At 60.5% G+C, this 19,388-nt stretch carries 19 protein-coding genes; 9 read left to right on the forward strand and 10 right to left on the reverse strand.

Annotated features, from left to right (window positions below; translation table 11 throughout):
- Window positions 1-76: 76 nt before the first annotated feature.
- A complete protein-coding gene (locus tag ACP7C6_RS05730) occupies window positions 77-946 on the reverse strand; it encodes a LysR family transcriptional regulator (RefSeq protein ID WP_236320793.1) in 870 nt (289 codons plus the stop codon).
- Between the two features lie 77 nt (window positions 947-1,023).
- Here ACP7C6_RS05730 and ACP7C6_RS05735 point away from each other — a divergent pair, with 77 nt between their 5' ends.
- Window positions 1,024-1,947: a DMT family transporter gene (locus ACP7C6_RS05735; protein WP_305380841.1), complete on the forward strand. Its 924-nt coding sequence runs from the start codon at window positions 1,024-1,026 to the stop codon at window positions 1,945-1,947.
- 245 nt (window positions 1,948-2,192) lie between these two features.
- The gene (hppD, locus tag ACP7C6_RS05740; RefSeq protein WP_028616206.1) at window positions 2,193-3,269 is read left to right on the forward strand and encodes a 4-hydroxyphenylpyruvate dioxygenase; all 1,077 of its coding nucleotides are present in this window, start codon (window positions 2,193-2,195) and stop codon (window positions 3,267-3,269) included.
- Between the two features lie 55 nt (window positions 3,270-3,324).
- Here hppD and rarD read toward each other — a convergent pair whose 3' ends face one another.
- The 3 genes from rarD to ACP7C6_RS05755 form a co-directional block, all read right to left on the reverse strand.
- Window positions 3,325-4,206, reverse strand: coding sequence for an EamA family transporter RarD (gene rarD, locus ACP7C6_RS05745; protein WP_122684984.1), 882 nt, complete (start codon window positions 4,204-4,206; stop codon window positions 3,325-3,327).
- A gap of 277 nt (window positions 4,207-4,483) precedes the next feature.
- The gene (locus ACP7C6_RS05750; protein WP_311892458.1) at window positions 4,484-5,494 is read right to left on the reverse strand and encodes an aldo/keto reductase; all 1,011 of its coding nucleotides are present in this window, start codon (window positions 5,492-5,494) and stop codon (window positions 4,484-4,486) included.
- A gap of 79 nt (window positions 5,495-5,573) precedes the next feature.
- Window positions 5,574-6,476 (reverse strand): LysR family transcriptional regulator, encoded by a 903-nt coding sequence (locus tag ACP7C6_RS05755; protein ID WP_426108395.1) that lies wholly within the window; start codon window positions 6,474-6,476, stop codon window positions 5,574-5,576.
- A 100-nt stretch (window positions 6,477-6,576) separates the two neighbouring features.
- Here ACP7C6_RS05755 and ACP7C6_RS05760 point away from each other — a divergent pair, with 100 nt between their 5' ends.
- Complete coding sequence (locus ACP7C6_RS05760) at window positions 6,577-7,281, forward strand: SDR family oxidoreductase (RefSeq protein ID WP_122684990.1); 705 nt, start codon at window positions 6,577-6,579, stop codon at window positions 7,279-7,281.
- 621 nt (window positions 7,282-7,902) lie between these two features.
- Here ACP7C6_RS05760 and ACP7C6_RS05765 read toward each other — a convergent pair.
- The gene (locus tag ACP7C6_RS05765; protein WP_016974773.1) at window positions 7,903-9,213 is read right to left on the reverse strand and encodes an MFS transporter; all 1,311 of its coding nucleotides are present in this window, start codon (window positions 9,211-9,213) and stop codon (window positions 7,903-7,905) included.
- Window positions 9,214-9,374: 161 nt separating this feature from the next.
- On the opposite strand from ACP7C6_RS05765, the gene ACP7C6_RS05770 reads away from it, so the two are divergent.
- The 4 genes from ACP7C6_RS05770 to ACP7C6_RS05785 all read left to right on the forward strand — a co-directional run bounded on the left by ACP7C6_RS05770 (window position 9,375) and on the right by ACP7C6_RS05785 (window position 13,404).
- The gene (locus tag ACP7C6_RS05770) at window positions 9,375-10,481 is read left to right on the forward strand and encodes a sugar diacid recognition domain-containing protein (protein WP_426108396.1); all 1,107 of its coding nucleotides are present in this window, start codon (window positions 9,375-9,377) and stop codon (window positions 10,479-10,481) included.
- A gap of 91 nt (window positions 10,482-10,572) precedes the next feature.
- Window positions 10,573-11,712, forward strand: a complete 1,140-nt coding sequence (locus tag ACP7C6_RS05775; protein ID WP_426108397.1) for a glycerate kinase — start codon at window positions 10,573-10,575, stop codon at window positions 11,710-11,712.
- A gap of 53 nt (window positions 11,713-11,765) precedes the next feature.
- Entirely contained in the window at window positions 11,766-12,830 is a 1,065-nt protein-coding gene (locus ACP7C6_RS05780; protein WP_426108398.1) for a DUF1176 domain-containing protein, read from the forward strand.
- Window positions 12,831-12,891: 61 nt separating this feature from the next.
- A complete protein-coding gene (locus tag ACP7C6_RS05785) occupies window positions 12,892-13,404 on the forward strand; it encodes a GNAT family N-acetyltransferase (protein WP_028616198.1) in 513 nt (170 codons plus the stop codon).
- On the opposite strand, the gene ACP7C6_RS05790 is transcribed toward ACP7C6_RS05785, so the two are convergent.
- From ACP7C6_RS05790 to ccoN, 3 genes are all read right to left on the reverse strand, one after another.
- Window positions 13,401-14,090 (reverse strand): aspartate/glutamate racemase family protein, encoded by a 690-nt coding sequence (locus ACP7C6_RS05790; RefSeq protein ID WP_028616197.1) that lies wholly within the window; start codon window positions 14,088-14,090, stop codon window positions 13,401-13,403. The two genes, ACP7C6_RS05785 and ACP7C6_RS05790, sit on opposite strands and share 4 nt — an antisense overlap.
- 90 nt (window positions 14,091-14,180) lie before the next feature.
- Window positions 14,181-14,408: a cbb3-type cytochrome c oxidase subunit 3 gene (locus ACP7C6_RS05795; RefSeq protein ID WP_426108399.1), complete on the reverse strand. Its 228-nt coding sequence runs from the start codon at window positions 14,406-14,408 to the stop codon at window positions 14,181-14,183.
- The gene (gene ccoN / locus ACP7C6_RS05800) at window positions 14,392-15,819 is read right to left on the reverse strand and encodes a cytochrome-c oxidase, cbb3-type subunit I (protein ID WP_028616195.1); all 1,428 of its coding nucleotides are present in this window, start codon (window positions 15,817-15,819) and stop codon (window positions 14,392-14,394) included. The genes ACP7C6_RS05795 and ccoN overlap by 17 nt, the downstream gene beginning before the upstream one ends.
- Before the next feature lie 166 nt (window positions 15,820-15,985).
- Here ccoN and ACP7C6_RS05805 point away from each other — a divergent pair, with 166 nt between their 5' ends.
- Together ACP7C6_RS05805 and ACP7C6_RS05810 are read left to right on the forward strand one after the other, a co-directional pair.
- Complete coding sequence (locus ACP7C6_RS05805; protein ID WP_426108400.1) at window positions 15,986-16,480, forward strand: hypothetical protein; 495 nt, start codon at window positions 15,986-15,988, stop codon at window positions 16,478-16,480.
- Window positions 16,481-16,569: 89 nt separating this feature from the next.
- Window positions 16,570-17,241 (forward strand): DUF3313 domain-containing protein, encoded by a 672-nt coding sequence (locus ACP7C6_RS05810; protein ID WP_426108401.1) that lies wholly within the window; start codon window positions 16,570-16,572, stop codon window positions 17,239-17,241.
- A gap of 49 nt (window positions 17,242-17,290) precedes the next feature.
- Here ACP7C6_RS05810 and ACP7C6_RS05815 read toward each other — a convergent pair whose 3' ends face one another.
- Window positions 17,291-18,691 (reverse strand): DUF1254 domain-containing protein, encoded by a 1,401-nt coding sequence (locus ACP7C6_RS05815; protein WP_068933120.1) that lies wholly within the window; start codon window positions 18,689-18,691, stop codon window positions 17,291-17,293.
- 157 nt (window positions 18,692-18,848) lie between these two features.
- Entirely contained in the window at window positions 18,849-19,214 is a 366-nt protein-coding gene (locus ACP7C6_RS05820) for a response regulator (RefSeq protein WP_426108402.1), read from the reverse strand.
- Window positions 19,215-19,388 lie beyond the last annotated feature (174 nt).

Here is a 19,388-nt window from a genome sequence, read left to right on the forward strand (position 1 = left end):
ATCGGATATCAGTCGATGATAGATGGCTCGACCGAAATAAGCTCGCGACACCTACCCATTTGGCCAGTACGCGGCACTACAACTCCACGCTTTGGGCAATACGGATAAACGCTAGCGCTGCTGGGGAAGACTGACGCCGGTCCAGTACGGCAAGCCCAACCTGGCGCGGTACACGCGGGGATAAGGCGCGCTGTACATACCGTGTGTCATGTCCAACCGGTAACGACGCTTGCGCTACCACGCTCACTGCATCGCCCCGGCTGACGGTTTCCAGGGTACTCAGCAGCTGCGAGCAGCGATAACGCACAGTCGGGCTCAGACGCGCCTCGTTGAACAGTCGCATCACCAGCTCAGTGGAACCGGCTTCAGTCAGCGCAAAAGGGTCGTTGCACAAATCCTTGAGACTAACGTGTTCACGGGCGGCCAGTTGATGGTCAGCCGGCAGCAGCGCCACCATCTGGTCCTCGAACAGTGGGAACGTGTCGAAGCGCTCTTGTTCCAGCACCACAAAGCCGATATCAATTCGGCGTTCATCGAGCCATTGGATGACTTGCCTGTCCGGCCCTTCATCAACGTGTACCTCGATACCCGGGTACTCCAGGCGGAACCGGCTGAGGATCTTTGGCAGCAGGTAGGCCGAGGAGGTGGGGCCGAAGGAGCCGATGCGCAGCGTCCCGCGTTTCATGCCCCGGGCGTCCGCGGCTTCCTGTTGCAAGGTATTCGCCAGGCCCAGCATCGCCCGGGCGCGCGCCAGTAACTGCACGCCGATGTCGCTTAGTTCGACCTGCGCCTGATGGCGCCTGAACAACGCCACCCCCAGCTCCTGCTCCAGGGCTTTAATCGCGTGCGACACCGCCGATTGGCTGATACCGAGGCGGTGGGCGGCGCTGGTAAAGCCTTGCAGCTCGGCTACCAAGGAAAAGATTTCGAGTTGGGTCAGGGTCATGAGTAATCACTCATTTTACGATGACACCGTATTACCAGAAGAATGCACGCATCCTCAAGCCATTGGAGCCCTATCCTGTGCATTCAAGCCCCGATCGCATCACTTATATGAAGCTGGCCGCCGTCACCATGATCTGGGGCGGCACCTTCGTGGCCGGTCGCTACCTGGGCGGGACGATCGACCCTCTGCTGGCGGCCAGCCTCCGGTTTGCACTGGCCAGCCTGGCATTGCTGGGATTCCTGGGCTTGGCACGCATCCCGTTGGTCCGACCCAATCCGCGGCAGCTCCTGCAACTGGTGATGCTGGGTTTCTTCGGCATCTTTTTCTACAACCTGTGTTTCTTCTATGGATTGCAGTTAATCAACGCATCGCGCGCCTCATTAATCGTGGCGCTGAACCCGGCCGTCATCGGCCTGGCGTCCTGGTGGTTGTTCAAGGAGCGCCTGGGTGCCAGCAAAGTCGCGGGGATCGTGCTCTGCCTGGCGGGTGCCGCCATAGTCATCGTCAGTCGCAACCCCCAGGTAATGAGCGAAGCAACCAACACGTGGCGTGGGGATTTGCTGATCTTCGGCTGCGTAGTGGGGTGGGGCATCTACTCACTGTTTTCCCGTGGCTTAAATCAGAGCCTGGGGCCGCTGCAGACGGTCACCTGGTCGATACTGCTGGGAACGCTGATGCTTACCGTCATCACACTGATCATGGGGCGCTTTACGCTGGAGGCGATGGGCCGCGTGTCTCTCGCGCAAGGACTGAGCTTGATGTACCTCGGCGTGCTGGGTTCTGCGCTGGCCTATATTGGTTATTACGACGGTATCCGACGAATCGGCGCGACACGTTCCGGCGTATTTATCGCGCTCAACCCACTCACCGCCGTGATCTGTGGCGCTCTGTTGCTGGACGAACCGTTGAGCCTGCCCATGCTGGCCGGCGGGGCAGTGATCCTGCTCGGCATCTACCTCTGCAACAAACCCCTTGCACGCGCCAGGGCAATGGGGATTTGATAAGAGTACGGACAAACGTGGTTACGCTGTGTAGAATCGATTTACGCATACAAGAATATGGACTTGCGCTCACGCAAGCCTAAGCCGTCAGAGACTGATGACCCCATGAAGCTACTCGGCTCCCCCCTCATCTTTGGTGACTTCCTCGCCCGCAGCGTGCGAGGCCTTTCCTGTGCGCCACCCTGCAACCTCATCCTTGCTCGCCACTAATACTGTGTCTAATACAAGAATGATGAGGTGCCACCATGGCAGATCTATACGAAAACCCAATGGGCCTGATGGGCTTTGAATTTATCGAATTTGCGTCGCCGACGCCGGGCACCCTGGAGCCGATCTTCGAGATCATGGGCTTCACCAAAGTCGCGACCCACCGTTCGAAGAACGTACACCTGTACCGCCAGGGCGAGATCAACCTGATCCTCAACAACGAACCCAATAGCATTGCCTCCTACTTTGCGGCCGAACACGGCCCCTCGGTGTGCGGCATGGCATTCCGCGTCAAGGACTCGCAAAAAGCCTACAACCGCGCCCTGGAACTGGGTGCCCAGCCGATCCATATCGAAACCGGCCCGATGGAACTGAACCTGCCGGCGATCAAGGGCATCGGCGGTGCGCCGCTTTACCTGATCGATCGTTTTGGCGAAGGCAGCTCGATCTATGACATCGACTTCGTATACCTCGAAGGCGTGGAGCGCAATCCGGTCGGTGCAGGCCTCAAAGTCATCGACCACCTGACGCACAACGTCTATCGCGGCCGCATGGCATACTGGGCCAACTTCTACGAAAAACTGTTCAACTTCCGTGAAGCGCGCTACTTCGACATCAAGGGCGAATACACCGGCCTGACGTCCAAGGCCATGAGCGCGCCGGACGGCATGATCCGCATCCCGTTGAACGAAGAGTCGTCCAAGGGCGCGGGGCAGATCGAAGAGTTCCTGATGCAGTTCAACGGCGAAGGCATCCAACACGTGGCGTTCCTCACCGAGGACCTGGTCAAGACCTGGGACGCGTTGAAGAAGATCGGCATGCGCTTCATGACCGCGCCGCCGGACACCTACTATGAAATGCTCGAAGGCCGCCTGCCGAACCACGGTGAGCCGGTGGACCAACTGCAGGCACGCGGTATCCTGCTGGACGGCTCTTCGGTGGAAGGCGACAAGCGCCTGCTGCTGCAGATCTTCTCGGAAACCCTGATGGGCCCGGTGTTCTTCGAATTCATCCAGCGTAAGGGCGACGATGGGTTTGGCGAGGGCAACTTCAAGGCGCTGTTCGAGTCCATCGAACGCGACCAGGTGCGCCGTGGTGTATTGACCGCCGATTAAACGTAAAAAAGCCCGGCCGAGGGTAACCCCGGCCGGGCTTTTTATCGCCTGCGCATCAGGCTTTGCGTTGGCGGACCAAGTGTTTGAAACCTTCGAACACCAGCACCATCACCGCCAGCCAGATCGGGATGTAGGTGAACCATTCGCCACCTTTGATCCCTTCCCCCAGGATCAATGCCACGCCCAGCAGCAGCACAGGCTCCACATAACTGAGCAAACCAAACAGACTGAACGCCAGTAAACGGCTGGCGATGATATAGCTCACCAGCGCTGAGGCACTGATCAGGCCCAGCATCGGGATCAGTGCATACAGTTTCGGGTGGGCATCCATGACCGCAAAGCCTTGCTCGCCACTCTGCACAAACCACCAGGCCACCGGCAGCATCAGCGCCATATCCAGCCAGAGCCCGCCCAGGTGGTCGGTCTTGAGGTATTTGCGCACGATGAAATAAACCGGGTACCCAATGATCACCACCAGCGTTGCCCAGGAGAATCCACCCGCCTGGTACAACTCGTTGAGTACACCGAGGGCGGCAAAAAACACGGCGATTCGTTGCAGATAGGACAGTTGTTCACCCCACACCAGACGCCCGGTCAGCACCATGGTCAGCGGCAACAGGAAGTAACCCACCGACACATCCAGGCTGCGCCCATTCAGCGGCGCCCACATAAACAGCCATAGCTGCACGCCCAACAGGGCGGAAGACAGCAACACACCCGCAATCAAGCGCGGCTTGGCCGCAAGCAGTTGCGCCAGCTCCCACACCCGTCGCCATTCGCCGCTGACGATCATGAAGATCGTCATGCACGGCACGGTGAGCAACATGCGCCAGCCGAAAATTTCCAGGCCGCTCAAGGGTGTGAGCAATGATGTGAAGTAATACATCACGGCAAACAACACTGAGGCCAAGACCGATAAAACAACACCTTTAGACACACTATCCTCGCGAAAACCGTTGATACAAAAGATGAGGGGATTATGGAGCTTTTGGCGGGAGAGGGTTGCGCTGTTTTAGGGCGTTTTTCAGGAAACTTTCCGATGCGCGAGTTTTAATCAACCCTCCGTGGCGAGCGGGCTTGCCCCGCGTTGGGCTGCGCAGCAGCCCCACAACCTGACACTGCGGTGTGTCTGAAAGAAAGCGCTCGCTTCAATAAGGGCTGCTGCGCAGCCCAACGCGGGGCAAGCCCGCTCGCCACAAACGCTCGTGCCCCGCTTAAATGCGTGGCACACGCCCAGAGACGAAGTGCCCCACATCATTGAACCCCGGCGTGGATGAATGCCCCGGCGTCACCAACGAATCGATAAACGCCTCATCTTCGGCGCTGATCTTCACCTCCAGCGCGCCAATATAGGCATCCCACTGCGCCTCGGTACGCGGCCCCACAATCGCCGAACTGACCGCCGAGTTGTTCAGTACCCAGGCAATCGCAAACTCGACGATCCCGACGCCACGACCTTGGGTGTACTGCTGGATCTGCTGGGCGATGCGCAACGATTCCACGCGCCATTCGGTTTCCAGGATGCGTTTGTCCTGGCGCGCCGCGCGGCTGCCGGCTTCGGGGGTAACGTCCGGGGCGTATTTACCACTGAGCACGCCGCGGGCCAGTGGGCTGTAGGGCACCACACCCAGGCCGTAGGCGGCTGCCGCGGTGATCTGCTCCACTTCTGCCTGGCGGTTGACGATGTTGTACAACGGCTGGCTGATCACCGGTTTGTCGACGCCCAGGCGCTCGGCCACGCGAATCACCTCGGCGATGCGCCAACCGCGATAGTTGGACAGGCCCCAGTAGCGGATCTTGCCCTGGCGGATCAGGTCGCCAATCGCCGATACCGTCACTTCCAGCGGCGTGTTGTGGTCTTCACGGTGCAGGTAGTAGATGTCCAAGTAGTCGGTATCGAGGCGTGTCAGGCTGGCCTCCAGCGCGTTGAAAATGCGCTTGCGGCTCAAGCCGCTGCGGTTGGGCAAACCGTCCACCGGGCCGATGCCGACCTTGGACGCCACCACCCAATCCTGGCGATTGCGCACAATGGCTTCGCCGACTATTTCCTCGGAGCGACCGCCGGTGTAGACGTCCGCCGTGTCGATGAAATTGATGCCCTGGTCCCAGGCCTTGTCGATGATGCGCAGCGAGTCCTCGGTGTTGGTCTGTTCGCCAAACATCATGGTGCCCAGGGTCAAGGCACTCACCTTCAACCCGGACTGGCCCAATGTGCGGTAAATCATGGATAACTCCTCAAGGCGGGAAATGTACCTATGCAATACCAGACTCAGCCGCTCTGGGACAAGCCCTGCGCGCGTTTCTTCATGGGCTCAGCAATGTCTGGCAACGCTGCTGTAAAAAGCGATGCAGCACCTTCACGCGTTCCGACACCTGCAGGCGGTGAGGGCACATCAGGTTGAAGGGCGTGGGTTCGCCTTGCCAATCCGGTAGCAAGGGCACCAGTCGACCGGCCTTGATGTCTTGGGCAATGTCCAGATTGGCCTTATAGGCGATTCCGTGACCGGCCAACGCCCAGCGTCGCACGATTTCACCGTCATCGCTCAGGTAATCGCCCGACACCTCGACCTCTTGCAGCACCGTGCCCTGGCGGAAATACCAGGTGTTGTTGGCCCGGCCCTGGCGCATGTAGCGCAGGGTGTTGTGCTGCGCCAGGTCAGCCGGAGCGAGGGGTGTGCCATGGCGCGCCAGGTAAGCCGGGCTGGCACAGGGGATGCGGTGGTGATCGGGCACCACCGGGAGCGCCACCAGGCTGGAATCCCTTGGCACGCCAAACCGCAGGGCGATGTCGACGGTGTCGCGGAACAGGTCGGCATTGCTGTCGTTGAGCAGCAATTGCAGGCGGATATTCGGGTGTTCGAGCTTGAATGCATCCAGCCAGCCCAGCAACACATTGCGCCCGAAATCCGAGGGCGCCGCCAGTTGCAGCAACCCGCTGAGGCTGTGGCCCTGTTGCTTGATCGCCTGTTCGCCCTCGGACAGGGCTTCCAGCGCGACGCGTACGCTCTCGAGGTAGCGCCGACCTTCCTCGGTCAGGCGCATGCTGCGGGTGGAGCGTGCCAGCAGGCGAATGCCCAGGCGGGTTTCCAGGCGCTTGAGGGCAATACTGGCGGCCGCCGGGGTCAGGCCGAGCCCGCGTGCGGCGGCAGACAGGCTGCCGGTATCGGCGGTGCGCACGAAGACTTCAAGGTCGAGGGTCGAGCTCATTTGTAAAAATCCTTTAAAGATCTTGTCGTTTTACCGGGATTTTTCGCCGATTGCCAAGCTGTGAAGATGAACGCTCATTTTCTCACTCAGGAATTTCCCCATGACTTCTTCCCTCAACGGCAAAACCGTCATCGTGATCGGCGGCAGCAGCGGTATCGGTGCCGCCGTGGCCAAGGCCGCGGCCGCGCGGGGCGCGCAGGTGGTACTCGCCGGGCGGCGCTTGGTGTCTGGCGTGGAAAATGGCCTGCGCAGCGAACCGGTGGATGTCACCGATGCGGCCTCCCTGCAGCGCCTGTTCGAGACCGTGGGGCGCTTTGACCATCTGGTCTACACCTCCGGCCCCAACGTGCGCGCCAAGCCGCTGGTCGAGACCGACCTGAACGAGGCCCAGGAAAATTTCAATGTGAAGCTCTGGGGCTCGCTGCGGGCGATTCAACTGGCACTGCCATTCCTGGACGAACACGGCAGCATCAGCCTGACCTCTGGGCAACTGGGACGTAAATTGGCGCCGGGCCAGTTCATCAAGACGGGTATCAACGCGGCGACTGAAGCGTTGGGCAAGCAGTTGGCGAAGGAGCTGGCACCGCGTCGGGTCAACGTGATCAGCCCGGGGGTCATCGATACGCCGGCGTATGCAGGCTTGGCGCAAGAACAGCGCCTGGCGATGTTCGCCAAGGCGGGCGGCGCATTGCCGGTCGGGCGCGTGGGTCAGGCGCATGAGGTCGCGGCGGGGTATGTGCTGGCCATGGAGAATGGCTTCATGTCCGGTGCCGTGATTGACATCGACGGCGGCGGTTTGCTCTGACGTAATTGTCGGCGCCGGCTGAGGGGTAGGCCTTCAGTGCATAGCTATCTATACAGTTCTGAGTACGGCGCTGGATCTGTGGCGAGGGAGCTTGCTCCCGCCAGCGCTCGTATGGACGACCGCTCTCTAACGGTTTCCCCGCCATCCGGATGTGGGGGCTTGATTGCCTGCGAAGGCGGCCTGACAGCCGACCTGGATGCTGGATCTGATCGGGTACATATGCGTTATTTAGGTAAAAGCTTCTATTGGGTCCGCCCTTACGGCGGCTCACTTTGGAAAAGCCGGAATGCCGGCCCAGCCCAAAGTAAGCAAAGGGCTCTTGCCCCAACACTCGGCACCTCGCCTAGGCTCGGTGTGCCCGTAATCCGCCAGGTATTTGGGGGGCCGCCGCCACGCGCCATCCATGGCGCGGGGCGGCTAAACCGGCATCCCTGCCGGTTTACCCCCCAAATCCCTGTCGAATTCCGGCCAGCGTGTTTGACGGGGCGCCTAAGATCAAAGGCAACATCAAGATCAAGAGCGACTCGCTTCGCATCGTGGTTACCATGGTTACTATGGTTGCCACAGTGTTGTGTAGACGCCTCTACTCATCGCCGGCAAGCCGGCGCCTACAGGGCAAGGTTACGCCTTGAGGGTACGGGTCATTCGCAGCGCCAATACGCTACCGGCGACGATCACCGCTGCCAGCAGGTATAGCGCCACATCCGTGGACCCGGTGGCATCCTTCACAAAGCCGACGATATAAGGGCTGAGGAAGCCGGCCATCTGGCCCATGGAGTTGATCAACGCCAGGCCTCCTGCCGCCGCGCCGGCACTGAGCATGGCGGTGGGCACCGGCCAGAACATCGGCAGGCCGGTGAGGGCACCCATGGTGGCGATGGTCAGGCCGAGGATTGCAATCGCTGGGGTCGTGGCAAAATTCACCGCGATCACCAGGCCCACAGCGCCCATCAACATCGGCACCACCAAGTGCCAGCGACGCTCTTTGCGCAAGTCGGCGGATCGACCCACCAGCAACATGAACACGGCTGCCAGCAGGTAGGGGATCGCGCTGAGCCAGCCGATCACCAGGTTATCGCTGAACCCCAGGTTCTTGATGATCGACGGCAGCCAGAAGTTGATGGCGTATACGCCGCTCTGGATGCAGAAGTAAATCAGGCCGAACGCCCAGATCGCCGGATTCTTGAACACTTCGGCCAAGGAGTCGGTGGTGGTTTTCGGCTTGTTCGCCAGGTCGGTGGCCTGGTCGGCTTCCAGTACCGCGCGTTCGTGAGGCTTGAGCCATTTGGCGTTGGCAAAGCTGTCGCTGAGCAGGAAGTAGGCGAGGGCGCCCAGCACGACAGTCGGGATGCCTTGCAGCAGGAACATCCACTGCCAGCCCGCGAGGCCACCTTGGCCGGCAGCGAAGTGGTTGAGGATCCAGCCGGAGAACGGGCTGCCGAGCAACCCGGAAACCGGGATCGCCGACATGAACAGCGCCATGATCCGCCCACGGCGGAAGGTCGGGAACCACTGCGAGAGGTACAGCACCACGCCGGGGAAGAAGCCCGCTTCGGCGGCACCGGTGAACAGGCGCAAGGTGTAGAAGTGTGTCGGCGTGGTGACGAACAGCAGGCAGGTAGACAGCGTGCCCCAGACGATCATCATCAACGCGATCCAGCGCCGTGGACCGAACTTGGTCAACGCCAGGTTGCTCGGTACGCCGCACAGCACGTAGCCGATGAAGAAGATCCCGGCGCCGAGGCCGTACACGGTTTCGCTGAATTTCAACGCATCGAGCATCTGCAACTTGGCAAAGCCAACGTTTACCCGGTCGAGGTAATTGAACAGATAGCAGATGAAAATGAAGGGGATCAGGCGCAGGGTAATGCGCTTGTAGATGGCGTTTTTATCGTCATCGGTGGCCAGTGGGGTCGTGGCGCTCTGTGACATGGCAGTCTCTCTTTATTATGATTTTTTGCGATGCGAGGGTAACGTTGATCGCCCACTGAGTCTCGGCCACCTGGCAGGCCGCTGTCTTTGTGCTTGCGCACAGCGAACCCGGCTTTGCGCTGTGCCTATGAACAACCCCGCTTTTTAAGGAATTTAACCCCATGTTCGAGCTGGATCATGACCTGGCGCAGGATATCGTCGATCGAACCATGGCGATCCTGCCTCACAACGTCAATGTCATGGACAGCCAGGGCCTGATCCTCGGCAGTGGTGAGCCCGAGCGTATCAACACCCGGCATGAAGGCGCACAACTGGTGCTCGCCAACGGCCGGGTGGTGGAAATCGATGGCCAGACCGCCAAGCACCTCAAGGGGGTACATCCGGGCATCAACCTGCCGCTGCTGCATGACGGGCGCCTGATCGGCGTGCTCGGCATCACTGGCGAACCGGAGGGCCTGCGCACCTACGCCGAACTGGTGCGCATGACCGCCGAAATGCTGGTCAGCCATCGTCACCAGCAGGCCGAGCAACAATGGCGGCGTCAGCGCTGTGATGATCTGCTGGCCTTGCTGCTGGCGGAAACTGGCGATTCACCGCGCCTGGTGGACGAAGCCCAGCAACTGGGGCTCAAGCCGCAGCTGGCACGCACGCCGTACCTGTTTGAACTGGGCACGGGGCAATCGGCGGAAGCGTTGAGTGCGTGGCTTGCCTCGCGTTATCCGGACAGCTGGTGTGTCAGCTCGGCGCAATACTCATTGCTGTGGTGCCGGCCGGCATCTGTGCAGGTCGACAACCCGCGCTTGCTGGAAAAACTCGAAAGCCTCGGTTGGAACATCTTGCGCGTTGCCGTGGGTGGGCAAGCGGACGGCCTGACCGGCCTGCGCCGTTGCTATCGGCGTGTCGGCGATCTGCTCGCTTATGGCCGTGATGTGCTGCCGCAGTCGCGCCTGCTGACCCTCAATCGCTATCGCTTGCCCGTTATGCTCTGGCGCCATCGCAATGACGACGCGCTCGACGAACTGCTCAACCCGCTGCGTAAAGTGCTGGCCAAGGACAGCAATGGTCAGTTGCAGGCGACTCTGCGCAGTTGGTGTGAACACGACGGGCAAAGCCAGGCCTGTGCGGACGCCCTTGGTATTCACCGCAACAGCCTGCGTTACCGCATGGAGCGTATTGCCGAACTCAGTGGTGTCGACCCTTTGACCCTGGACGGTATGCTCGCCCTCTACCTCGGCGTACAGCTGCTGCCCCAGGCTTTGTCTGAATGAACAACAAAGCGCCGTCGTACTTGTGCATCTGACCGGCGTCAGCAGCCCTGGCAACTGGCAGCATGGGCATCATAAAAACCGGAGAAAGCCCATGAAAATCATCATCGCCCCCGACTCGTTCAAGGACAGCCTGAGTGCCGAAGGCGTCGCCCAGGCCATTGCCCAAGGGTTGGCCCAGGTTTGGCCGGATGCACAGTTGGTTCAGTGCCCGATGGCGGATGGCGGTGAAGGCACGGTGGATTCGGTGCTGGCAGCCTGCGATGGCGAGTTGCGTCACCAAACCGTACGCGGCCCGCTTGGCGCAGCCGTCGACGCACATTGGGGCTGGTTGGCCGACAGCCACACCGCGATCATCGAAATGGCTGAAGCCAGCGGTTTGCAGTTAGTCCCTCCGGGCCAGCGCGACGCATGCAAAACGACCACCTATGGCACCGGCGAACTGATCCGCGCTGCCCTGGATGCCGGCGCCCAGCGCATCATCCTGGCGATTGGCGGCAGTGCCACTAACGATGGCGGCGCGGGTGCGATGCAGGCGCTCGGCGTGCAGCTGTTCGATGCCGAACATCAAGCGCTACCCGCCGGTGGCCTGGCCTTGGCCCGTCTGGCGCAGATCAGCCTTGAACATCAGGACCCACGCCTGGCCCAGGTGCGCTTTGAGATCGCCGCCGACGTCAACAACCCGCTGTGTGGCCACCACGGTGCGTCAGCGATATTCGGCCCGCAAAAAGGCGCAAATCCCGAGCAGGTCCACCAGCTGGACGCCGCCCTCGGCCACTTCGCCGACCACTGCGCGAAGGTGCTGCCTAAAGATGTACGCGACGAACCGGGCAGCGGCGCTGCGGGTGGGCTGGGATTTGCCGCCAAGGCCTTCCTGGGCGCGCAATTTCGCGCCGGTGTCGAGGTAGTGGCCGAACTGGTGGGCCTGGACGAAGCCGTACGCGGCGCCGACCTGGTCATCACCGGGGAAGGCCGCTTCGATGCCCAGACCCTGCGCGGTAAAACTCCGTTCGGCGTGGCGCGCATCGCCCAACAACACAACGTGTCGGTCATTGTGATTGCCGGCACATTGGGCGATGGCTATGAGCAGATGTACGCCCACGGCGTGGACGCGGCGTTCGCCTTGCCTTCCGGGCCGATGAGCCTGGAGCAGGCGTGCGCTGAGGCGCCGCGTTTGTTGCAGGAGCGGGCGGCGGATATTGCGCGGGTGTGGCGCGTGGCAACACGCCGCTGACGTAAAACCCCGGACATGGGACAATCCGCGCCTTTTCGACACGGAGAGTCCCCATGCTGCGCCCCGCACTCCTGGCCCTGTTTCTGACAGGCGCCACCGCCCCAGCCTTTGCTCAACCACCGACCGAGACGGTCCCGCTGCTGCGGGAGATCAAGCAGTGGGTCATCGGTTGCGACAACCTGCGCAATTGCCACGCCCTTAGCGCGCCCAGTGGCGTCGACGAAGAGGATTACAGCTCATTGACCCTGCACCTCTGGCACCAGGCCGGTCCTCAAGGGTATCTGCGTTTGCGTTTTGATCATCGAGGGGAGGACGTGGATCTGTCCACATTGCTACTGGATGGTAAGCCGCTGGGCCTGGAACTGACGCAGGACTTGCACATCGAGCTGGACGACCAGGGTGGCGACCCTGAGGTGCAGTCCTTCGGGGTGATCGAGGACGCGGCCGCGCGGCGTTGGTTGCAGCGTTTGCGCAATGGCCAGCGACTGCAGTTGCCGGGCGACGAGGCGGCCCATGTGTCGCTCAGCGGCCTGAGTGCTTCGCTGCTGTTGATGGATGCTGTACAGGGACGCTTAGACAACGTGACGGCCCTTTCCCGACCCGGCAAGGGCGCGGCCGGCGAGGTTGCGCCACGCGCGCCCGCGCCGGTGCTGCGTAAGTTTACAGCCGCTGCACCGCTGACCGCAGAGGAGCAGGCGGGCCTGGTGGCTGCTGCCTTGCAGGCCGTGAAGCCCGAGGAAGGTGAGCCCGAGGCCACAGTCGGCGCGTTGACGGCGCAACAGGCAATGACGGTAACGCGTTATGACTGCGCGGCCTATAACTGCGAGTTCGACGTCAGCAGCCGTGAGCGCCAGGCGCCTTACAAGGAAACGCCGATGGACCTGCAGCCGCTACCCCTGGAAGACGCCGCGCTGCAAGGCTCTGTCGGGTATGACGAAGCGTCCGGAACCCTGAGTTATTTCTACAAACAACGTGGGATCGGGGATTGCGGTGGTGGTGCATCCTGGGTGTTTGACGGCAAGCGCTTCCAGCTCAGTGAGTTCCACAGGATGCCGCGCTGTACCGGGGTCGGTTACGGTGATTGGCCAGCGTTGTGGACGACGGTGCCAGCGCCCTAGCCATCTGGCTCACATCGCCTCTACACTGGTCGGCCACTTGTCTTTCAAAGGATGAAACACAATGCACACACCTGAACCCCACATCGTGATCCAGCGTTTCAGCGAGGCCCACCTTGAAGGCGTCGCTGCGCTCTATAACGAACCGGCCGTGTGCCGTCAGGTGCTGCAAATGCCTTTCCAGTCGGTCGAGGCGTGGCGTAACAAGCTGGTACAGGACAACGAGCGGCGCCTGCAATTGGTGGCCGTGCACGGTGGCGAGGTGATCGGCCAGCTTGGCCTGGAACAATACCTGCGGGTACGCCAGGCCCATGTCGGTTCATTTGGTATGGGCGTGGCGACGGCGTGGCAGGGCAAAGGGGTGGGCTCGCGCTTGCTGACCGCCGCGCTGGACGTGGCCGACAACTGGATGAACCTGCGCCGGGTGGAACTGACCGTGTACGCCGACAACGAAGCGGCACAGAGGCTGTACCGCAAGTTCGGTTTTGAGGTCGAAGGTGTGTTGCGTGATTACGCCCTGCGTGACGGCCAGTTTGTCGACACTGTCAGCATGGCGCGCCTGCGCCAGTCGGCTTAGCCCAAGGCAAACGCCACCGCAGCCTGCGCATGCAGCTCGGTGGTGTCCAGCAGCGGCAGGTCGCTGTGCTCGGGCTTGATCAACAGGCTGATTTCCGTGCAACCGAGGATGATCGCCTGGGCGCCACGTGCGGCCAGGGACTCGATCACGCCTTGGTAGACTTTGCGTGACGCATCGCTGATCACACCGACACACAATTGCTCATAGATGATCCGGTGCACGGCCTGGCGCTCGTCCGCCCCGGGCACCAGCACGGTCAGGCCCTGGGCCGCCAGGCGCGACTTGAGGAAGTCCTGCTCCATGGTAAACGCGGTGCCGAGCAAGCCGACTGTCAGCGTGCCGGCTTCCACGGCCGCCGCACCCGCGGCATCAGCGATGTGCAGGAACGGAATCGACACCGCCGCTTCAATGCGCGGCGCTACCAAATGCATGGTATTGGTACACAGCACCACACACTCGGCGCCACCGGCCTGCAGACGGCGCGCGGCGTCTTCGAGGATCAGTGCAGTGTCATCCCAACGGCCGGCGTGCTGGGCCTGTTCCACCGGGCCGAAATCCACGCTGTACATCAACAGTTGCGCCGAACGCAGCGGGCCAAGCTGGTCGCGCACGCGCTGGTTGATGATGCGGTAATACTCGGCGCTGGACTCCCAGCTCATGCCGCCGATAAGGCCGATGGTGCGCATGCGATGCTCCTGACAAGGAAAGTCGCTTCACCTTACCCATCGGCCGGGGATTAGTCATACGCAGTTGGCCGCGAAATGACCGGTGCAGTTTTACATGTCCTGGTTGACCCAACCCGGCTTGGCTTCCTCTGGCGCTACCGCGTTGATTTGCTTGCCAGTCGCCTGCTCCACGCGTCGCGCCACCTCCGGGTCATCGGCAAAGGGCATCAGGCTGGCGTCGTCCAGGCTTTGGTCCGACTGCCCGCGCAGGCAATACTCCACCGCGCCGTACAGGCACACCATCTTCAGCAGGCCCCACACGTCAGGCGATCCGCGCATCGAGCTGCGCCATTTTCAAGTCCGCGACTCGCACCGTCCGCCAGGTGTTGTAGGCCATCAGCACCATCCCCGTGAGAAAGAACACACCCCCGGCAAACCGCACCACAAACCCCGGATGGCTGGCCTGCAAGGCTTCGACAAAGGAATAGGTGAGGGTGCCGTCATCGTTGACCGCCCGCCACATCAGGCCTTGGGTAATGCCGTTGACCCACATCGACGCGATGTACAGCACGGTGCCGATGGTCGCGAGCCAGAAGTGCAGGTTGATCAGCGGCACGCTGTGCATCTGCTCGCGCCCGAACACTTTGGGGATCATGTGGTACAGCGAGCCAAAGGTGATCATCGCCACCCATCCCAGGGCCCCGGCGTGTACGTGGCCGATGGTCCAGTCGGTGTAATGGGAGAGGGCGTTGACGGTCTTGATCGCCATCATCGGCCCCTCGAACGTCGACATCCCGTAGAACGCCAGGGACAGCACCAGGAACCGCAGGATCGGGTCGGTGCGCAACTTATGCCAGGCGCCGGACAAGGTCATCATGCCGTTGATCATCCCGCCCCAACTCGGTGCCAGCAGAATAAGCGACATGGCCATGCCTAACGACTGCGCCCAATCCGGCAAAGCGGTGTAGTGCAGGTGATGCGGACCGGCCCAGATATACAGGGTGATCAACGCCCAAAAGTGCACGATGGACAGGCGATAGGAGTACACCGGGCGTCCGACTTGTTTCGGCACGAAGTAATACATCATCCCCAAAAAGCCGGTAGTGAGGAAAAACCCTACAGCGTTGTGCCCGTACCACCACTGCACCATGGCATCGGTAGCCCCGGAATACACGGGGTACGACTTGAACCAATCCACGGGGATCGCCAGGTGATTGACCACATGCAACATGGCGATCACCAGAATAAATGCGCCGAAAAACCAGTTGCCCACGTAAATATGTTTGGTTTTGCGTCGCACCACGGTGGTGAAAAACACAATGGCATACGCCACCCACACCACGGCCATCCATACCGCGCCGGAGAACTCGATCTCGGCGTATTCCTTGGTGGTGGTGTAGCCCAGTGGCAAGCTGATCAGCATGATCACGATCACCGATTGCCAGCCCCAGAAGGTGAACGCCGCGAGGCCATCGGAAAACAGCCGCACCTGGCACGTGCGCTGTACCGCGTAATAACTGGCGGCGAACTGCGCGCTGCCGGCAAAACCGAAGATCACCAGGCTTGTGTGCAAGGGTCGCAAACGGCCAAAGGTGGTCCAGGGCAAGTCCAGGTTCATTTCCGGCCACACCAGTTGCGAGGCGATCCACACGCCCATGGCCATGCCTACCACACCCCAGACGATGGTGGCGATTACGAATTGGCGGACGACTTTATAGTTATAGGCCTGCCCGATTGTTGCTGTGCTCATGCTCAGTCCTCCCACGGTTCCACGTGGCGGCACTGTAGGAAGCGTGGGCAAAACAAAACAGGCTCAGAAAAACCTCATTGTTGCGGATCAGTTTTAAGCCGTACGTTGAGCGACTGCATCTGCCATGATCAGGCTTCGCAACCTGGCTCACCCAAGGAGATCCGCAATGGACGATGTACAACAACTGGGCGAGATGCTTCGTCATTACGCAGACAGCGAAGCGCATAAAAAACAGCAATTCGATCTGCAGTCGGCTCGTTGGGCGCAAAAGCTCAATGAGTTGTTCGGCCAGATCGAGCAGTGGCTTGAGCCGGTAAAGAAGGTCGGGTTGCTGGAGGTGCATCGTGAGGCGTATGTCGCCAGCGGCCCCAGCGTGCCGGTGGAGACATCGACGTTCAAGACCGAGAAACTGACGGTGCAGATCACCGGCAAACCGGTGGAATTCGTGCCAGACGTGATGGGCGTGGGCGGATTGATCTCCGTGTCGGTCATGGGCTTGACCGCTGCGCGGCACGGCAGCGTTTCGCTGGTGCTGCCGGTGGATAAAAACGATTGGCTGTGGAAGAAGACCAATGGCCTGAAAGACCCGGACACCTTTGGTTTCGACGCGAATTTCCTGGCGTCGCAGTTGCAGAGCCTGATTCCACGCGAACGTGCCTGAACCTCAGGCGGTAGGCGCAGGGCTATTTTCCCAGGATTTGCTATACCTACAGCTCACTGTTCCAGCGCCGACCGCCAGGGAGTTCATCGATGAAACTAAGGCTATTGATCAGCACGCTGTGCATTACTTCGCTTGGACTGGCGGGTTGTGCCAGCAAGATTACGCAACCGGATGAATACTCCGGTTTCCTCTCGGACTACAGCCAACTAAAGGAAGCCAAGTCGCCTTCCGGCGCTGAAGTGATGCGCTGGGTCGATCCTCAATTGGATTTAAAGCGCTATAGCGCTGTGTATATCGAGCCCACGCAGTTTTACCCCAAACCCCAGGCAACGGCGAAAATTCCGGACAGCACCCTGCACGGTATCAACAATTACTTCAACCAGGCGCTCAAGCGTGAGCTGGTCAAGTCGCTGCCCCTGGCCGAGGGCCCCGGCCCGGGTGTGATCGTGGTGCGCGCGGCCATCACCGCAGTCAGCAGCAAGACCGAAGGGCTCAAACCCTATGAGTTTGTACCCGTCGCATTGGTCGCTGCCGCCGTCAGTACCGGCACTGGCATCCGTGACCAGGAAACCACCCTGGGCACGGAGGCGCAGTTTCTCGACGGCGCCAGCGGCAAGGTACTCGCTCAGGTGGTGCGCAAAGGTACCGGCAAGCCGCTGGCCAATGATTCGCAAGTGATGAAAGCGGAGGATGTGAAAGGCGTGATCGATGGCTGGGCGTCGGACCTGCGCCAGTCGTTCGTCAAGCTCAAAAAGCACTGAGCCCAGCGCTGGCCGGCGTGTTGTGAAAACAACCGCCGGCCAGGCAGCGTTACTTGAGCGGCGTCAACGGCGGCAGTTTCCACTGGCCGTTAGCCACCTCCGGCTTGGGCAGGTAAATGCGCAGTACGGCATAGAAGGGCGCAGGCGGTGCGGGCAACCAGTTGCTCTGTTCCGCCTTGGGCGGCTCGTGGTGCTGCAACGCCAGGGTCAGCCCACCGTCAGCATCACGCTTGAGGTTAGGCAGCATCCGCGAATTGATCAGGTAGCGTTTCTTGTGGTTGGGCGCCAATTGCCCGGTCTTGGCCTCGTACATGGTCAGTGACCAGAACGCATCGGCCGGCGGTAGTTGGTCTTTGGCAAAATGGACGGTGTAGCTGTGACGCGCACCGTTGGCCGGCTTGCCTTCGCTGTCGACCGCGTAGGTCAGGTAGGCAACTTCGTCTGGCGAGTTGCCGAACAGGCGCAGGTTGGCCCCGGCGTACCGATACAGGTAATTGTTTTTCAGGCGGTCACGGCTGCCATGCAGTTCACCACTGGTTACTTGATGGGTATCGAGCTTGTCTTTCTTGAACGCTGCAAACTCGGCCTTGGCGTCTGCGATGCCGTCTTCCAGGGCTTTGCGTTGTTCGGCGCTCAGTTGGCCGACCTTGAACGGCTCACCCGGCGCGATGCCGATCTTGGCAAAGCGAGCCAGCACGTCTTTCTCGCTGTCCTGAGGCTTTGCGTAGGCCAGCATAAAGTTCAGGTATCGAAACAGTTGCGGGCTGTCTGTCATGGCTGCCGTGGGCTTGGGCCATTCGATTTTAGCCACCTTGGCCGGCATAGGTTGTTTCACGTAGCCGCTCAGCGGCTGCACCTTATAGCCGTTCTGGATCTGTTTGACTTTGGTCAGGTCTTTTTCGTCAAACAACTGCGTGCGGTAGAGCGCATACACCAGGTTGCTTTCGCTATAGATCACCCGGTCTATGTCCACCGGCTGCTGACCCTTCCAGTCAGGCCCCGCGATCATGTAGTGGCCGCCATTGTTTCCAGTGTTTCGGGTACCCAGGTAGGCGATGTTCTGGCTATAGAGATCGATCAACTGCACTGAGTAATACCGATCGTCTTCGATCCGGGGCAACGTCAGTACCAGTGGCTCCCTGCGCAGATCCATCCAGACGAAGGAGTAGGGCGTGTCCGGGTTGGGCTTGAGTTGCGACGTGTCTTTAGGCCCCAGCACCTGAGCGGAGTGACTAATACGGTTAATCGGCGTTTTGAAACCTGTGCCACCTTGATCAACGGCCTGGGTATAGAGCGTCTTGTACATCTCAACGACCGGGTAGCCGTATAGATAGGCTTCCTTGGCGATCGCCCGGGCTTCGCCTGGGGTGGCGGTGAAGTCCGCCCAGACGCCGGTGCTCATGAGTATCGAGAGGCTCGCCAACAGCAGGCGCGTCGGTTTTCCAATCATGTCGTTGCGTCCTTCGTGAGTGCGTTTTGAAGAATAGGGCTGAGTGGCGCGGGGAGGCGTTGAGTTTCCGGTTTTCTTGGCCGAAGGTCACGTTAATCTCTGTACGTTTGACGCAAAAATGCCGCCCATGCAGGCGGCACTCAATAGCGAACGGGCATTAATGCTTTGGCAGCATCGATTTGACTTTGTCGCGTAATTGATCGATCGAGAACGGTTTGGCGATCAGCTGCATGCCGTCAGACACGTCGATATTCTCGGCATAACCGCTGGCGAACAGGATGGGCAGTGCAGGGCGCAATGCGCGCACTTTGGTCGCCAGTTGCTTGCCGTCCATGTCCGGCAGGCCGACGTCGGTCATCATCAGGTCGATGGTGTTATCGGTGTTCTGCACCTGCGCCAACGCCTCTTCAGCATTGGCTGCTTCCAGCACAGTGAACTCCAACTCCTCCAAGACATCGACGATGAGCATGCGCACGATGTCATCGTCTTCGACGACAAGGATGGTGGAGGTGACTGCGGACATAATATGAAATTCCCAAAAAAAGACGAGGGTTTACACGCGGCCGTTCTGACAGGCCTCTTCCTTGAGTAAGCGCGCACTCATGACAAGTTCCCGCGGGCCGTAAAAACAATGCGATAGAAAAGCCATAGAGAATAGCCTGTTCTTTTATAGGAATCAGTACAAAACCGTTCCAGA

This window comes from Pseudomonas sp. TWR1-1-4 (assembly GCF_049897165.1).
In the GTDB taxonomy this organism is placed as follows: domain Bacteria; phylum Pseudomonadota; class Gammaproteobacteria; order Pseudomonadales; family Pseudomonadaceae; genus Aquipseudomonas; species Aquipseudomonas canadensis.

Bases quoted from the DNA above. Each gene is read 5' to 3' on its own strand.
- ACP7C6_RS05730 (WP_236320793.1), bottom strand. From the start codon at position 946: ATGACCCTGACCCAACTCGAAATCTTTTCCTTGGTAGCCGAGCTGCAA.
- hppD (WP_028616206.1), top strand. From the start codon at position 2,193: ATGGCAGATCTATACGAAAACCCAATGGGCCTGATGGGCTTTGAATTT.
- ACP7C6_RS05750 (WP_311892458.1), bottom strand. From the start codon at position 5,494: ATGATTTACCGCACATTGGGCCAGTCCGGGTTGAAGGTGAGTGCCTTG.
- ACP7C6_RS05755 (WP_426108395.1), bottom strand. From the start codon at position 6,476: ATGAGCTCGACCCTCGACCTTGAAGTCTTCGTGCGCACCGCCGATACC.
- ACP7C6_RS05760 (WP_122684990.1), top strand. From the start codon at position 6,577: ATGACTTCTTCCCTCAACGGCAAAACCGTCATCGTGATCGGCGGCAGC.
- ACP7C6_RS05765 (WP_016974773.1), bottom strand. From the start codon at position 9,213: ATGTCACAGAGCGCCACGACCCCACTGGCCACCGATGACGATAAAAAC.
- ACP7C6_RS05770 (WP_426108396.1), top strand. From the start codon at position 9,375: ATGTTCGAGCTGGATCATGACCTGGCGCAGGATATCGTCGATCGAACC.
- ACP7C6_RS05775 (WP_426108397.1), top strand. From the start codon at position 10,573: ATGAAAATCATCATCGCCCCCGACTCGTTCAAGGACAGCCTGAGTGCC.
- ACP7C6_RS05780 (WP_426108398.1), top strand. From the start codon at position 11,766: ATGCTGCGCCCCGCACTCCTGGCCCTGTTTCTGACAGGCGCCACCGCC.
- ACP7C6_RS05785 (WP_028616198.1), top strand. From the start codon at position 12,892: ATGCACACACCTGAACCCCACATCGTGATCCAGCGTTTCAGCGAGGCC.
- ACP7C6_RS05790 (WP_028616197.1), bottom strand. From the start codon at position 14,090: ATGCGCACCATCGGCCTTATCGGCGGCATGAGCTGGGAGTCCAGCGCC.
- ACP7C6_RS05795 (WP_426108399.1), bottom strand. From the start codon at position 14,408: ATGCGCGGATCGCCTGACGTGTGGGGCCTGCTGAAGATGGTGTGCCTG.
- ccoN (WP_028616195.1), bottom strand. From the start codon at position 15,819: ATGAGCACAGCAACAATCGGGCAGGCCTATAACTATAAAGTCGTCCGC.
- ACP7C6_RS05805 (WP_426108400.1), top strand. From the start codon at position 15,986: ATGGACGATGTACAACAACTGGGCGAGATGCTTCGTCATTACGCAGAC.
- ACP7C6_RS05810 (WP_426108401.1), top strand. From the start codon at position 16,570: ATGAAACTAAGGCTATTGATCAGCACGCTGTGCATTACTTCGCTTGGA.
- ACP7C6_RS05815 (WP_068933120.1), bottom strand. From the start codon at position 18,691: ATGATTGGAAAACCGACGCGCCTGCTGTTGGCGAGCCTCTCGATACTC.
- ACP7C6_RS05820 (WP_426108402.1), bottom strand. From the start codon at position 19,214: ATGTCCGCAGTCACCTCCACCATCCTTGTCGTCGAAGACGATGACATC.